We start from the raw sequence: 13,781 nt of genomic DNA, 5'->3' as shown, positions 1-13,781 counted from the left end.
ATCTGGCCCGTACGCCCATGCGAAGTCAAGCGGGTCCCCCCTCGCGCCCGCTCGCCCGCGCTGCTATCTGGCCCCCATGCCCCATCTCTATCTCGTCGACGGCTCCGGCTATATCTTTCGCGCCTATCACCGGCTCCCGCCGCTGACGAACATCCATGGCGAGCCGGTGGGCGCGGTCTATGGCTATACGTCGATGCTGTGGAAGCTGGCCGATGCGCTGCACAAGGCGGACGGGCCGACGCACATGGCGGTGATCCTCGACAAATCGTCGAAGACCTTCCGCAACGACCTGTACGACCAGTACAAGGCGCACCGGCCGCCGCCGCCCGAGGACTTGGTGCCGCAGTTCCCGATGATCCGCGACGCGACGCGGGCGTTCAGCCTGCCGTGCATCGAGGAGCTCGGGCTGGAGGCCGACGACATCATTGCCTGCTATACGCAGGCGGCGCTGGCGCAGGGCTGGGCGGTGACGATCGTCAGCGCCGACAAGGACCTGATGCAGCTGATGACCGATCCGTCGGTCGACATGCTCGACACGATGAACAACCGGACGCTGGGGCCGGAACATGTGGTCGAGAAGTTCGGCGTGACGCCAGACAAGCTGGGCGACGTGCTGGCGCTGATGGGCGACAGTGTCGATAACGTGCCGGGCGTGCCGGGGGTCGGGCCGAAGACCGCCGCCAAGCTGATCAACGAGCATGGCAATCTGGAGGCGGTGCTGGCCGCCGCGCCGGAGATGAAGAAGGGCAAGCTGCGCGACAATCTGATCGAGCATGCCGACAATGCCCGGCTGTCGAAGGTGCTGGTGACGCTGAAATGCGATGGCGCCCTGCCCGAACCGCTCGACGCGCTGGAACTTCAGGGGATTCCGGAGGCGCCGCTGCGCGCGTTCCTAGAGCATCATGGCTTTCGCACGTTGCTCAACAAGCTCGGCACGGTCGCCGACACGCCGGTCGAGACCCCCGCCGCGCCGGTCGCGCAGGACGACGAGCCGGCCTGCGATCACGATGCGTATGAGACGGTGGTGACGCAGGAGGCGCTCGACCGCTGGGTTGCCGAGGCGCGGGCGCAGGGCTGGGTCGCGATCGATACCGAGACGACCGGGCTGGACGCGACGCGCGCCGAACTGGTCGGGGTCAGCATGGCGCTCGCCCCGAACCGGGCCTGCTACATTCCGATCGGCCATGGCGGCACCGACATGTTCGCCGAAAAGCCCGAACAGCTGCCGCGCGACGCCGTGCTGGCGACGCTGAAGCCGTTGTTCGAGGACGAAAGCGTCCTGAAGATCGGCCACAACCTGAAATACGACATGATCGTGCTGGCGCGCGCCGGGCTGGCCGTCGCGCCCTATGACGACACGATCGTCATGAGCTTTGCGCTCGACGCGGGCTTGCACGGGCATGGCATGGACGAGCTGGCGGCGACCCACCTCCAACATAGCTGCATCGCGTACAAGGATGTGGTGGGGACGGGGAAGAAGCAGGTCGGCTTCGGCGAAATCGACCTGAAGACCGCTACGCGCTACGCCGCCGAAGACGCCGATGTGACGCTCAGGCTGTGGCGTCGGTTCAAGCCGCGGCTGCCGTACGAACAGGCGACCAAGGTGTACGAGATGGTCGATCGCCCGCTGGTCCGCGTCATCGCCGACATGGAGCAGGCCGGGATCAAGGTCGATGCCGGCGTGCTGGCGAAGCTGTCGGAGGATTTCTCCACGCGCATCGCCGCGCTGGAAACCGAAATCCACGAGCTGGCCGGCACGAAGTTCACCATCGGTAGCCCCAAACAGCTGGGCGACGTGCTGTTCGTGACGATGGGGATCAAGGGCGGACGCAAGGGCAAGTCGGGCGTCTATTCGACCGACGTCAACGAATTGGAGCGGATCGCCGCCGACAAGGACTCACCTGGCGCGGCGATCGCGGCGAAGGTTCTGGACTGGCGGCAGCTGTCGAAGCTGAAGAGTACCTACACCGACGCGCTGCAGGCGCAGATCAACCCGGCGACCGGGCGCGTGCATACCAGCTACAGCCTTACCGGTGCGCAGACCGGACGGTTGTCGTCGACCGATCCGAATTTGCAGAACATCCCGATCCGAACCGAAGTCGGCCGGCAAATCCGCGATGCGTTCGTCGCCGAACCGGGCAATGTGATCCTCGCGGCCGATTATTCGCAGATCGAGCTGCGGCTGGCCGCCCATATCGCCGACGTGCCGCAGTTGCGCGAGGCGTTCGAGCGCGGCGACGACATTCACAGCATCACCGCGCAGGAACTGTTCGGCGAGGTCAACCGCGACACGCGCGGCCGGGCCAAGACGATCAACTTCGCGATCCTATACGGCATCAGCCGCTGGGGGCTGGCCGGTCGGCTGGACGTGAGCGCGGACGAGGCGCAGGCGATGATCGATCGCTATTTCGACCGTTTCCCCGGCATCAACCGCTATATTGCCGAGACGACGCAGAGCGTCAGGACCACCGGCTTCACCACGACGCTGTTCGGGCGCAAGACGCATTTCCCACGCATCCAGTCGAAGGTGCAGCACGAACGGCAGGGTGCCGAGCGCGCCGCGATCAACGCGCCGATCCAGGGGACGAGTGCCGACATCATCAAGCGCGCGATGGCACGGATGGGGCCGGCGCTGGCCGAGGCTGGCTTAAGCGAGGTACGGATGCTGTTGCAGGTGCACGACGAACTGGTGTTCGAACTGCCCGAGGGGCTGGTCGAGGCGGCGACGCCGGTGATCCGACGGGTGATGGAAACGGCGGCCGAGCCGGTGGTGCAGCTGTCGGTGCCGCTGGGCGTGGAGATCGGGACGGGCAAGAGCTGGGGCGCGGCACATTGAGGGTGCGGCGCTCCCGGCATCTTTAATCCCCAACCGATAGGTGAAAGACGTCGGACTGGGGCGTCGCCGTCATTGCCATATGGGTCATGGCTTCAAGGGTGAGACCGGGCATTTCGACCATGAACAGGTGTAGGACCGGTTTCGGTGAGCAGGGTACGTTCGCGTCATAAACCTTGTCGAACTCGCTACAGGCGACGATCATTCCGGCAGGCGTGTCCAGTGTCCATTGAATCCGCTGAATCCTGCTGTCATCGGCAAAGAAGCGATCGAAGAGCGACATGGTGGCGGCTGACACCGATCGGGACGGGTACAGCGCCTTTGCTTCCTTTGGCGGCATCGTCGTGCCGTCCGATCGCACGATGTCCGTGAAGCCTTTCAAGAAGGCCGCCCGGTCGCGCGCCCACCAGTGTTGGAATAAAGTCGTGACGATCTTCCGCCGCCGTGCGGATATCGCCGTGGAGAGTAGGCCATAGCTGCAAGCCTCTGCTGGTGCCGAGGCGAGGAAGGGAAGTAGCGGCGCGAGCGCTAGCAGGTGGCGGCGGTCCATTTGCTATATTGTCGCGGATCGTGCGCCGCTGCCAGTGGCCTTTTATTGTCCTGCGGAGGTCCGTCGCCGCAGCCACGCATCAATCTGAGCAATCTCCTTCTGTTGCGCACCGATCACCGCCTGCGCTAGCGCACGGGCTTGCGCATCCTTGCCGTGGGCGAGTTCGGTGCGGGCCATCGCGACCGCCGCGACATGGTGGACGCGCATCTGCTGCATGAAGTCGACATCGGCATCGCCGGTGTAGGCCGGGGCGTCGGTCATCATGTCGGCCATCGATTGTTTGAACCCGCGGGTCGCATCGGAGTCGCCGGCGTTCAGGGTCGCCATCGCATCGTGCGACATGCCGGCCTGCGCAGGATCGGTGGCGGTATTGCCGGGAGCCGATTGCGGCGAACAGGCAGCCAGCAGGCCCAATCCCAGGATCGTTGCGAACGGCTTCATCGATCGTCTCCATCGGTCATCGGGGATCGAAGACGCGGCGCGGCGGATCGTTCCCGGCGACGACCGTTGCCCGCAAGCCGCACCCCGCGGCCAAAGCGTACACGGGGGCTATGGGGAGCGCACGCCCTCGCGTATGAGGCCGCGATGATCGATCCTTCGCGCGTCGCATGACCGACGCGCCGACCCCGCCGACCGACGATATCGCCGCCCTGGCCAAGGGCGGGCGGACGAACGTGTTCGGATTCGTCCTGCGGCTCGTCGCGCGGCTGCCGTTCCTGTTTATCGCCGGCCGCATCTATGGTCCCGAAATCGTCGGGCGGTTCGCGCTGGCGGTGCTGGTGGTCGAACTGGCCGCGCTGGTCGCGACACTGGGGTTGAAGCGGGGGCTGGCGCAGGCATTGTCGTCGACCGACCGGCCGCACGCGCATGTCGTGTGGGACGCGCTGGCGGTCGCGTTCATCCTGTCGGTCGCGGCCAGCGCCGTGTTGTTCGTGTTCCCGCAGATCATGTACCCCAACAGCGAGGTGATCGGGTTCGAGCGCCTGTTGCCGCTGATCGTCTTTGCCATCGCGTGGTCGGACGTCAGCCTGGCGGCGCTGGCCTACCGGCTGAACGTCAAGGCGGCGGTGACCGCGCGGGCGGTGGTGGAGCCGTGGACGATCTCGATCGCTGCCTGGGCGTTCAGCTATTATTCGACCCGTGACGGCCTCATCATGAGCTATGTGCTGGCGATGGCGGCGGCACTGGTCGCGTCGATCGTGCCGTTCATCCGCAGCTATGGCCTGCCCTATGGCTGGTCGCCGCATCTGCGCCCGATGCTGGCGCTGGTGAAGCGCAACATGCCGCTGGCCGGGGCCGACGCGATCGAATGGGGCACGCGCAACGTCGACCGCTTCATCCTGGGGCTGTTGTTCGGGCCGGCGATCGTCGGCATCTATTACATGGCGCAGCAGGTCGCATCGCTGCCGCAGAAGCTGAAGACCAGTTTCGATCCTGTCCTCGGCCCGGTCATCACCCAGAGCCTGGCGGCGGACGATAAGGCCGCGGTCGCGCGGCAGGTGCGGCAGGTCGGGTTCTGGATCATCACCGCACAGGCCGCGCTGGCGCTGGCGGGCAGCATTCCGGCGACCGGGGTGATGGGCGTGGTCGGGCGCGAATTCGTGAGCGGCGCGGCGGCGTTGTCGTTCCTGTTGGTCGCCGAAGTGCTGGCGGCGAAGGGCGCGGTGTCGGAGGCGGCGCTGGTCTATATCGCGCGGCACCGCAACCTGATGCTGTCGATCGGGCTGCTGAGTTTCCAGGTCGTGCTGAGCTTTGCGCTGGTGTTCGTGATGCGCTCGATTGGCCTGCCGCAGAATTACGCGGCGACCGGGCCGGCGATGGCGCTGTGCCTGTCGGTCGCCTTGGGATCGATCCTGAAATCGGGGCTGTTGTCGAAGCTGCTGGGGCATAACGTGCGCGATTTCCGCCCGGCGTTCCTGTGGGCGGTACTGGCAGCGACGATCATCGGCGTGGCGATCATGGAACTGCCCAAGCGGTTCGAATGGGCCGAGATGCTGTTCGGTATCCCGATCATCCTCGCCACCTATTTCGCGATCCTGTGGCGCTGGGCGTTCCGTCCGGAGGATAAGGCGCTGTTCCACAAGAGCGCGGCGGCGGGGGAAGCCACTATCCCGACCGACCGGTTTCGGGTGTAGGGTTGCGCTGCGCAGTGCGCGGGTGATGCTGCCTGATGCATCATCCCGGCGAAGGCCGGAATCTCCGAGCCTTCGCCGGGGCGACGTGGGAAAACTTACCGGAACGGCGGTTCGTTGAACGCGCGCAGCTTGCGGCTGTGCAGGCGGGCGCCTTCCTGGCGCAGCTGTTCGCAGGCTTCGATGCCGATGCGCATATGTTCGTTGATCGCGCGTTCGTAGAAGCGGTTGGCCTGTCCCGGCAGCTTCAGTTCGCCGTGCAGCGGCTTGTCCGACACGCAGAGCAGCGTGCCATAGGGGACGCGGAAGCGGTACCCTTGCGCCGCAATCGTCGCCGATTCCATGTCGATGCCGACCGCGCGTGATAGCGAAAAGCGCAGCGCCGAACGGCTGAAGCGGAGTTCCCAGTTGCGGTCGTCAGTGGTGACGATGGTGCCGGTGCGAAGGCGGTTCTTCAGCTCGTCGCCCGACTGGCCGGACACGATCTCCGCCGCGCGGGCCATGGCGACCTGCACTTCGGCGATGGCGGGCACCGGGATTTCGGGCGGCAGCACATCGTCGAGGACATGATCGTCGCGCAGATAGGCGTGCGCCAGCACATAGTCGCCGATCCGCTGGCTGGGGCGCAGGCCCCCGCAATGGCCGATCATCAGCCACGCCTCGGGCCGCATGACCGCTAGATGATCGCAGATCGTCTTCGCATTCGACGGGCCGACGCCGATATTGACCAGCGTGATGCCGGTGCCGTCGGGCGCAACCAGGTGATAGGCCGGCATCTGGTGCCGCCGCCACGCGCTGTCGCTGACCATCCGCTCGGCATCGTCGCCGGCGGTCGCCAGCACGCCGCCCGCGCCCGACAGCGCGGTGTAGCGGCTGGGCGTGCCATTGGCGGCGGGCTTCAGCTGGTCCCCGGCCCAGCGAACGAACTCATCGACATAGCGGTGATAGTTGGTGAACAGCACATACTGCTGGATATGCTCCGGCGGGGTGCCGGTGTAATGCCGCAGCCGCGCGAGCGAGAAGTCGGTGCGCAGCCCATCGAACAGCGCCAGCGGGCGGTGCTCGTCCTGGCTGACCCACAGGCCGTCGGCGATCTCGTCGCCGATATGCGCCAGTTCGGTCGCCGGGAAATGACGGGCGAGTTCGGTCGCCGATACGGCGTCGAGGCTGAGCGCGTGGCCGGCATCGAGGACGTAGGGGAATGGGATTTCCTGCCGCCCGGCCACCGCTTCGACGGTCACGTCGTGGTTTTCGATCAGCAGGTCGAGCTGTTCGGTTAGGTACGCCGCGAACATCGCCGGCTTCGTCACGCTGATGCGATAGTCGCCGGGCGTGGTCAGCCGGCCATAGGCGCGCGACGGCGTCGGCCGGTCGCTGCTGCCGCGATAGGTCAGCCGGATTTCGGGATAGGCAAACGATCCGTCGACCCGCGCGGAGGAGGGCGGCGGCGTGCCATCGGTGAGATAGAGGTCCAAGGCGGCGCGAAGGCGCGCGACCGAGGCGGTGTAGAGCCGATCGAGTTCGGCGACGATTTGGGAAGCCTGCGTCATCGACCGTGGCTAAGGCGTTCCGCCGCGACAGGTCAAGAGGGGGGCGATAGCGAACCGCCCGTTCGTGCTGAGTAGGAACTGAGCCTGTCGAAGGTCCGTATCGAAGCACCATGCGGCGACGGTCCTTCGATACGCCCTTTCGACAAGCTCAATGGCTACTCAGGATGAACGGAGAAGCTGACGTGAAGTTCAGGTGGCCGAAGGCGGGACCTTCGGCAGCGCGTCGGCCTCACGCTTCTTTTCGATCAGCTTCGACGCGCCGAACGCGGCACCCGCGATCGCGGCGGCGGCACCGACCACGACCGCGGCGGTCGCGCCGGGATGCGCCTTCACGGTTTCGGCGGTCGACTTGGCGGCGCTGGTCACCGCGTCGCGCGACTTGGCGGCGGCATCGGCCACGACGTCGCGCGACTTTGCGGCGGCATCGCTCACGCTTTCCTTGGCCGTGGCATAGGTCGCCGATGCCTTTTCAGCGAGCGTGCCCGACGTTTCGGCAACGTCGTTTGCGACGTCGTTTGCGACGTCGTTGGCGATGTCCTTGGCGGTGTCGGTGGTCGTCGTGGAGGTCATGACGTTCCCTTTCCTGATCGATATGGCTGCGTAACTACCGAACTAACTCGAACCGTCGCCGCCGGTTCCGTTACGGCCGGCGGGAAACGACGGATGGTTTCAGAGCGACGCGAGCAGGTTTTCCGCCGAGCTGACCCTGAACTCACCCGGTGCCTCGACGTGCAGTGCCTCGACCACGCCGTCATTGACCAGCATCGCATAACGCTGCGATCGGGTGCCCATGCCATAAGCTGAGCCGTCCATCGTCAGCCCGACCGCCTTCGCGAAATCGGCGTTGCCATCGGCCAGCATCGTCACCTTGTCCCCCGCATCGGCCGATTTGGCCCAGGCCGACAGGACGAACGCGTCGTTGACGGCGGTGCAGGCGATTTCGTCGACGCCCTTTTCGCGGAACGCGGCTGCCTGATCGACGAAGCCGGGCAGGTGGCGTGCCGAGCAGGTGGGCGTAAACGCGCCGGGGACCGAAAACAGCGCGACGCGGCGGCCGGCGAAGAAATCCTCGGTCGAAACCTGGTCCGGCCCGTCGGGCGTGACCTTGGCGAGCGTGGCGTGGGGCAGGCGGTCGCCGACCTTGATCGTCATGAATGTCTCCGCTTCAGGCTTGGCACGTCATGCGCGCCGTCATGCAGCGTGGGAGCGCACGCGGACCTTTTCAACCATGGCGCTCGACCGCAGCGGCGGTTAGCGTCGTTACCATGATGGAACAGACACGATTCCTTGCCGGACAGATATTGCTCGCCATGCCCGGCATCGGCGACCGCCGTTTCGACCATGCGGTGATCGCGATGTGCACCCATGACGAGGACGGGGCGATGGGGGTCGGCATCGGCGACACGATCGACGGCCTCGGGCTGCATGCGCTGTTGAAGCAGCTCGATATCGAACCGGGCGAGGCGCCCGACGCGCCGATCCATCTGGGCGGCCCGGTCGAGACGCGGCGCGGCTTCGTGCTGCACGACGACAGCTGGGGCGGGCAGGACACGATCGACGTCGCGGGCAAATGGGCGTTGTCGGGATCGATCGACGTGCTGCGCGCCATCGCGGCAGGGACCGGGCCGGAACGCTATCTGATCGCGCTGGGCTATGCCGGGTGGGAGCCGGGGCAGCTGGAAAGCGAATTGTCGCGCCATGGCTGGATGAATGTCGCGGGCGATGCCGCCTTGCTGTTCGACGTGCCGACGGGTGCGCGGTGGCGGGGCGGGTTTGAGGGCGCGGGCATCGATCCGCGGCTGCTGGCACTGGGGGCCGGCACCGCCTGACACCAGCATATAAAGATATCTTTATATAGGATTTGCGTTTCGACGGCCGGCTGGGTAGAGGCGTGCCATCCGCCATGGGTGCGCCCATGGCCCCACGCAGGAGCATCCCATGGCCACCGCCATTGCGAACAAGCAGACCGATTACGTCATCAAGGACATCGGCCTCGCCGATTTCGGTCGCAAGGAAATCGAGATCGCCGAAACCGAAATGCCGGGCCTGATGGCGCTGCGCAGCGAGTTCGGCGCGTCGCAGCCGCTGAAGGGCGCGCGCATCACCGGTTCGCTGCACATGACGATCCAGACCGCCGTGCTGATCGAGACGCTGACCGCGCTCGGCGCCGACGTCCGCTGGGCGACCTGCAACATCTTCTCGACGCAGGACCATGCCGCCGCCGCCATCGCCGCCGCCGGCGTTCCCGTGTTCGCGATCAAGGGCGAGAGCCTGGCCGATTACTGGGACTATGTCGGCGACATCTTCAACTGGGGCGATGAAACCGCCAACATCATCCTCGACGATGGCGGCGATGCCACCATGTTCGCGCTGTGGGGCGCGAAGCTGGAAGCCGGCGCGACGCTGGGCGAGCCGGAGAACGAGGAAGAGGTCGAGTTCCAGCGCGCGCTGAAGGCGTTCATCGCCAAGCGTCCGGGCTACCTGACCGAGACGGTCAAGAACCTGAAGGGCGTGTCGGAAGAAACGACGACCGGCGTCCACCGCCTGTACGAGATCGCGAAGAAGGGCGAACTGCCCTTCCCGGCGATCAACGTGAACGATTCGGTCACCAAGTCGAAGTTCGACAACCTGTACGGCTGCAAGGAATCGCTGGTCGACGCGATCCGTCGCGCGACTGACGTGATGCTGGCCGGCAAGGTCGCCTGCGTCGCCGGCTTCGGTGACGTCGGCAAGGGTTCGGCACAGTCGCTGCGCAACGGTGGCGCGCGCGTCATGGTGACCGAAGTCGATCCGATCTGCGCGCTGCAGGCTGCGATGGAAGGGTTCGAGGTCGTGACGATGGACGAGGCGGTGACCCGCGCCGACATCTTCTGCACCGCGACGGGCAATGCCGACGTCATCACCGCCGAGCACATGGCGGCGATGAAGCCGATGAGCATCGTCTGCAACATCGGCCACTTCGACAGCGAGATCCAGATCGCCGCCCTGTCGAACTATGAATGGGACGAAGTGAAGCCGGGCACCGACCTGGTGAAGTTCCCCGATGGCAAGCAGATCATCGTGCTGGCCAAGGGCCGCCTGGTGAACCTGGGCTGCGCCACCGGCCACCCGTCGTTCGTCATGTCGTCGTCGTTCACCAACCAGGTGCTGGCGCAGATCGAACTGTGGACCAAGGGCGAAAACTACAAGAACGAAGTGTACGTTCTGCCCAAGCACCTCGACGAAAAGGTCGCGGCGCTGCACCTCGAAAAGCTGGGCGTGAAGCTCAGCAAGCTGACCGAGAAGCAGGCGTCGTACATCGGCGTGCCGGTCGAAGGGCCGTTCAAGCCGGACCACTACCGCTACTGATCGCTGCTGCGAGACTGGCGCCGAAGGGGCGGGCATCCGATGGGTGTCCGCCCTTTTTGTTGCGCGTTTGCAACGGGTGTCACGGAAACGTCGTATCAAGGGGGCGGAACCGATGTCGACGCGTTGCAATCCTGTAAGAGAGCGTATCGATAAAGAATACGCGTAACTTGTAAAAAGGGGTCCGTTTCATGAACCAGTCAACGTCGCGTCTGCGTGCCGGTGTCGCCCGCAGTGCCGTTGTCATCGCCGCGCTGATGGCGTCGGCCTCCGCCGTCGCGCAGACCGCAGCGCCCGGCACCACCGACAATGTGCCGATCCCGGCGGACCCCGCTGCACAGACGCCTGCCGATGCGAGCAACGGCGAGGAAATCGTCGTCACCGGCACGCGTATTCGGCGTACCGATTTCGAATCGCCCAGCCCGATCATCGCGCTGGGTGCAGCAACGATCCAGCAGTCGGGTACGACCAACCTCACCGACTTTCTGACCGGCTTTCCGGCATTGCAGGGCTCGTCCACCTCGGCCGACAATTCGGGCAGCCGCGCCGGCATTGGTGGGACCGGTCTCAACCTGCTGAACCTTCGCAATCTGGGCACCGAGCGGACGCTCGTCCTGGTGGATGGCCGCCGGCACGTGGCATCGGTGCCGGGCAGCCAGGCGATCGACATCAATTCGATCCCGAACGACCTGGTGGAACGGGTCGATATCCTGACCGGCGGCGTCTCGGCCATCTATGGCGCGGATGCGGTCACCGGCGTCGTCAATTTCGTCCTGAAGCGCAATTTCGACGGGATCACCGCGCGTGGGCAGGCCGGGATCACCGAATATGGCGATGCGGGCAAGCGGTTGCTGGCGGTCACGGTCGGCAAGAATTTTGCCGAGGGTCGCGGCAATGTTGCCGTCGCCTATGAATATGGCTCGGAAAGCCGGCTGGAGTCGCGCGATCGTCGCGCGCTGCGTGGGTCGAATCTGGTCGGTTTCTACCGCAACCCTAACGATCCCGAATTCAAGCCGGGCTATACCGGTGGTGCCAATAACGGCATCCCCGACAACGTACCGACGCGCGACGTGCGCTACAACGATACCGCGCGTGAAGGCGGCATCGATGTCGATTTTGACGGGCAGCCCGATTACATAGTGAACGGCGCGGGTCAGCTGGTCCCGTTCCAGCTTGGCACCGTGCTGCGCCCCGGCTTTTCGCAGGGCGGCAGCGGCACCCGCGTCGCCGATTATCAGAACGACTTGCTGCCGCAGATCGACCGGCATGTCGTGAACGCCATCGCGCATTTCGATGTGTCGCCGGCGCTGACGCTGTTCGCCGATGCGAAATACGCCCACAACAAGGCGTTTACGCTGGGTCAGCCGTCGTTCGACTATTACCTGCTGGTCAAGGACGACAATCCGTTCCTGCCGGCGGGCCTGCCGAATCTGGGCAATGGCGGTGTGCTGGTGACGCGCGACAATTTCGATATCGGTCAGCGCGGCGAGACGATCACCCGCGAAACCTATCGCGGGGTCGTAGGTGCCAAGGGTGAGATCAACGATCACGCCAGCTATGAGGTGTCGTATACTTTCGGCCAGTCGAATGTGGCGAACCGCTACGTCAACAACACCTACAACGATCGCTTCTATGCGGCGCTGGACGCGGTACGCAATCCGGCCAACGGGCAGATCACCTGCCGCGTGAACCTCGACCCCAACTGGCGCCCGGACCAGCCTTATGCGAGCCGCAGCGTCGTCAACCCGACGACCTTCCGCCCCGGCGAGTGCGTGCCGCTCAACCTGTTCGGCGACGGCGCGCCGAGCCAGGCTGCGCTTGATTTCGTTCGGGCGACCACGACGGATCGTTCGCGCCTGCGTCAGCATGTCGTGTCGGGATCGGTCTCGGGCGATTTCGGGCAGTTCTTCAAGCTGCCGGGCGGTGCGGTCAATTTTGTGCTGGGCGGCGAATATCGCAAGGAAGAGAGCCGGTTCGTTCCCGATCCGCTCGCGGCACAGGGGCTGACCTTCACCAACTCGCTCGGTCGTGAAGAGGGCAAGTATGACGTGAAGGAAGGGTTCGCCGAACTTGACGTGCCGGTGTTCCGCGACGCGCGGTTCGCCCATCGGCTCAGCTTCGGGGCGGCCGTCCGCCTGTCCGACTATTCCACCATCGGTCGCACGACCACATGGAAGGTCAACGGGACCTATGCGCCGGTGCGTGACCTGACGTTCAACGGCACCTATTCGAAGGCGGTGCGCGCACCCAACATCGGCGAACTGTTCAGCGGCCTGTCGCAGACGTTCCAGTTCATCACCGATCCGTGCAGCGTTGGCGAAATCCAGAACGGCACCGCGTCGCGCGCCGCGAATTGCCGGACGTTGCTGACCGGCCTCGGCGTGGCCAATCCCGCCACGTACGAGGATGCCCGGACGGCGAATATCTCGGGTTTCTCGGGCGGCAATCCCAACCTGGACGCGGAAGAAGCCACGACCTGGACGGCGGGCGCCGTGTTGCAGCCACGATTCATTCCGGGGCTGTCGGTGCGGGCCGACTGGTACGACATCAACCTGCGCGGTGCGATCAACACCGTGACGCCGGGCGAGATCGCGCGCCTGTGCGTTGACCAGGCGACGCTCGACAACGTGTTCTGCCGTTCGATCACGCGGACCAATGTCGCCTCCGCCACGGCCAATCCGGGCAATATCGTCGGCTTCACCGTTACGCCGCAGAATGTCGCCCGGTTCAGCACGGCCGGTCTTGACCTGAACGTCAATTACAATTTCGACGCTGGCTCGATCGGCAAGTTCAACGTCCGCGTCATCGGCAATTATCTCGACAAGCTGGAATTCATCGGCACGCCGGGTGCGGACGTGACCGACAGCCGCGGTGAATCGAGTGCGCCGAAATATACCATCAACAGCGACATTACCTGGTCGATCGAAAACGTGACGATCAACTATGGCCTGTCGTGGTTTGATAAGACGCTGCGCTATTCGAACCTGACCAATCAGAGCAACCCCGATGTCGTGGCACCCGAATACAAGTATCTGAAGGCGCTGTGGCAGCACGACGTGTTCGTGAGTGTCGACGCGACCGACCGGTTCCAGTTTTTCGGCGGGGTCAACAACGTCTTCGGGCAGAAGCCTGAAATCGGTACGATCACCTATCCCGTGTCGTATCTTGGCCGGTATCTCTTCGCCGGTGCGCGGGTGAAGATGTAACGACAGTCGTGACCGGCGGCGGCGATCCGCCGCCGGTATGCGACAAAGGGGCGGTGCCGCATGGCGCTGCCCCTTTTTTATGCCCGCCGTAACGACTAGGCAGGGGCGTGCCCATTTTTGCCGTCCCATCGTCTGCCCGCGAGGCGCTTGCTTGATTACCCTGAC

10 protein-coding genes are annotated in these 13,781 nt (G+C 65.0%); 5 read left to right on the top strand and 5 right to left on the bottom strand.

Annotated features, from left to right (window positions below; genetic code table 11):
* Nucleotides 1–76 precede the first annotated feature (76 nt).
* Nucleotides 77–2,836, top strand: a complete 2,760-nt coding sequence (polA, locus tag ASE58_RS02235) for a DNA polymerase I (RefSeq protein ID WP_055817500.1) — start codon at nucleotides 77–79, stop codon at nucleotides 2,834–2,836.
* A 22-nt stretch (nucleotides 2,837–2,858) separates the two neighbouring features.
* Here polA and ASE58_RS02230 read toward each other — a convergent pair whose 3' ends face one another.
* Both ASE58_RS02230 and ASE58_RS02225 read right to left on the bottom strand, forming a co-directional pair.
* Nucleotides 2,859–3,383 (bottom strand): hypothetical protein, encoded by a 525-nt coding sequence (locus ASE58_RS02230; RefSeq protein ID WP_055817498.1) that lies wholly within the window; start codon nucleotides 3,381–3,383, stop codon nucleotides 2,859–2,861.
* Between the two features lie 42 nt (nucleotides 3,384–3,425).
* Nucleotides 3,426–3,824: a DUF305 domain-containing protein gene (locus ASE58_RS02225; protein WP_055817496.1), complete on the bottom strand. Its 399-nt coding sequence runs from the start codon at nucleotides 3,822–3,824 to the stop codon at nucleotides 3,426–3,428.
* A 167-nt stretch (nucleotides 3,825–3,991) separates the two neighbouring features.
* On the opposite strand from ASE58_RS02225, the gene ASE58_RS02220 reads away from it, so the two are divergent.
* A complete protein-coding gene (locus ASE58_RS02220) occupies nucleotides 3,992–5,518 on the top strand; it encodes a lipopolysaccharide biosynthesis protein (RefSeq protein ID WP_055760282.1) in 1,527 nt (508 codons plus the stop codon).
* A gap of 95 nt (nucleotides 5,519–5,613) precedes the next feature.
* Here ASE58_RS02220 and ASE58_RS02215 read toward each other — a convergent pair whose 3' ends face one another.
* The 3 genes from ASE58_RS02215 to ASE58_RS02205 form a co-directional block, all read right to left on the bottom strand.
* Nucleotides 5,614–7,065 (bottom strand): AMP nucleosidase, encoded by a 1,452-nt coding sequence (locus ASE58_RS02215; RefSeq protein WP_055760285.1) that lies wholly within the window; start codon nucleotides 7,063–7,065, stop codon nucleotides 5,614–5,616.
* Nucleotides 7,066–7,254: 189 nt separating this feature from the next.
* Nucleotides 7,255–7,635 carry a hypothetical protein gene (locus ASE58_RS02210; protein WP_055817494.1) on the bottom strand — a complete coding sequence of 127 codons (381 nt, stop codon included), beginning with the start codon at nucleotides 7,633–7,635 and terminating at the stop codon, nucleotides 7,255–7,257.
* 99 nt (nucleotides 7,636–7,734) lie between these two features.
* The gene (locus ASE58_RS02205) at nucleotides 7,735–8,217 is read right to left on the bottom strand and encodes a peroxiredoxin (protein WP_055760290.1); all 483 of its coding nucleotides are present in this window, start codon (nucleotides 8,215–8,217) and stop codon (nucleotides 7,735–7,737) included.
* Between the two features lie 116 nt (nucleotides 8,218–8,333).
* Between ASE58_RS02205 and ASE58_RS02200 the strand changes: the two genes are divergently transcribed.
* The 3 genes from ASE58_RS02200 (at nucleotide 8,334) to ASE58_RS02190 (ending at nucleotide 13,616) form a co-directional block, all read left to right on the top strand.
* A complete protein-coding gene (locus tag ASE58_RS02200; RefSeq protein WP_055761561.1) occupies nucleotides 8,334–8,894 on the top strand; it encodes a YqgE/AlgH family protein in 561 nt (186 codons plus the stop codon).
* Nucleotides 8,895–9,003: 109 nt separating this feature from the next.
* Entirely contained in the window at nucleotides 9,004–10,413 is a 1,410-nt protein-coding gene (gene ahcY, locus ASE58_RS02195; RefSeq protein WP_055817491.1) for an adenosylhomocysteinase, read from the top strand.
* Between the two features lie 188 nt (nucleotides 10,414–10,601).
* Nucleotides 10,602–13,616, top strand: coding sequence for a TonB-dependent receptor plug domain-containing protein (locus tag ASE58_RS02190; RefSeq protein WP_055817490.1), 3,015 nt, complete (start codon nucleotides 10,602–10,604; stop codon nucleotides 13,614–13,616).
* Nucleotides 13,617–13,781: the final 165 nt, after the last annotated feature.

Source organism: Sphingomonas sp. Leaf9 (assembly GCF_001421355.1).
In the GTDB taxonomy this organism is placed as follows: Bacteria; Pseudomonadota; Alphaproteobacteria; order Sphingomonadales; family Sphingomonadaceae; genus Sphingomonas.
The sequence above is the reverse complement of the archived record's forward strand: the minus strand, read 5'-3'. Positions and strand labels throughout refer to the sequence as shown.

Excerpts from the sequence above, each read along its gene's own strand:
- polA (WP_055817500.1), top strand. The coding sequence starts at position 77 with ATGCCCCATCTCTATCTCGTCGACGGCTCCGGCTATATCTTTCGCGCC.
- ASE58_RS02230 (WP_055817498.1), bottom strand. The coding sequence starts at position 3,383 with ATGGACCGCCGCCACCTGCTAGCGCTCGCGCCGCTACTTCCCTTCCTC.
- ASE58_RS02225 (WP_055817496.1), bottom strand. The coding sequence starts at position 3,824 with ATGAAGCCGTTCGCAACGATCCTGGGATTGGGCCTGCTGGCTGCCTGT.
- ASE58_RS02220 (WP_055760282.1), top strand. The coding sequence starts at position 3,992 with ATGACCGACGCGCCGACCCCGCCGACCGACGATATCGCCGCCCTGGCC.
- ASE58_RS02215 (WP_055760285.1), bottom strand. The coding sequence starts at position 7,065 with ATGACGCAGGCTTCCCAAATCGTCGCCGAACTCGATCGGCTCTACACC.
- ASE58_RS02210 (WP_055817494.1), bottom strand. The coding sequence starts at position 7,635 with ATGACCTCCACGACGACCACCGACACCGCCAAGGACATCGCCAACGAC.
- ASE58_RS02205 (WP_055760290.1), bottom strand. The coding sequence starts at position 8,217 with ATGACGATCAAGGTCGGCGACCGCCTGCCCCACGCCACGCTCGCCAAG.
- ASE58_RS02200 (WP_055761561.1), top strand. The coding sequence starts at position 8,334 with ATGGAACAGACACGATTCCTTGCCGGACAGATATTGCTCGCCATGCCC.
- ahcY (WP_055817491.1), top strand. The coding sequence starts at position 9,004 with ATGGCCACCGCCATTGCGAACAAGCAGACCGATTACGTCATCAAGGAC.
- ASE58_RS02190 (WP_055817490.1), top strand. The coding sequence starts at position 10,602 with ATGAACCAGTCAACGTCGCGTCTGCGTGCCGGTGTCGCCCGCAGTGCC.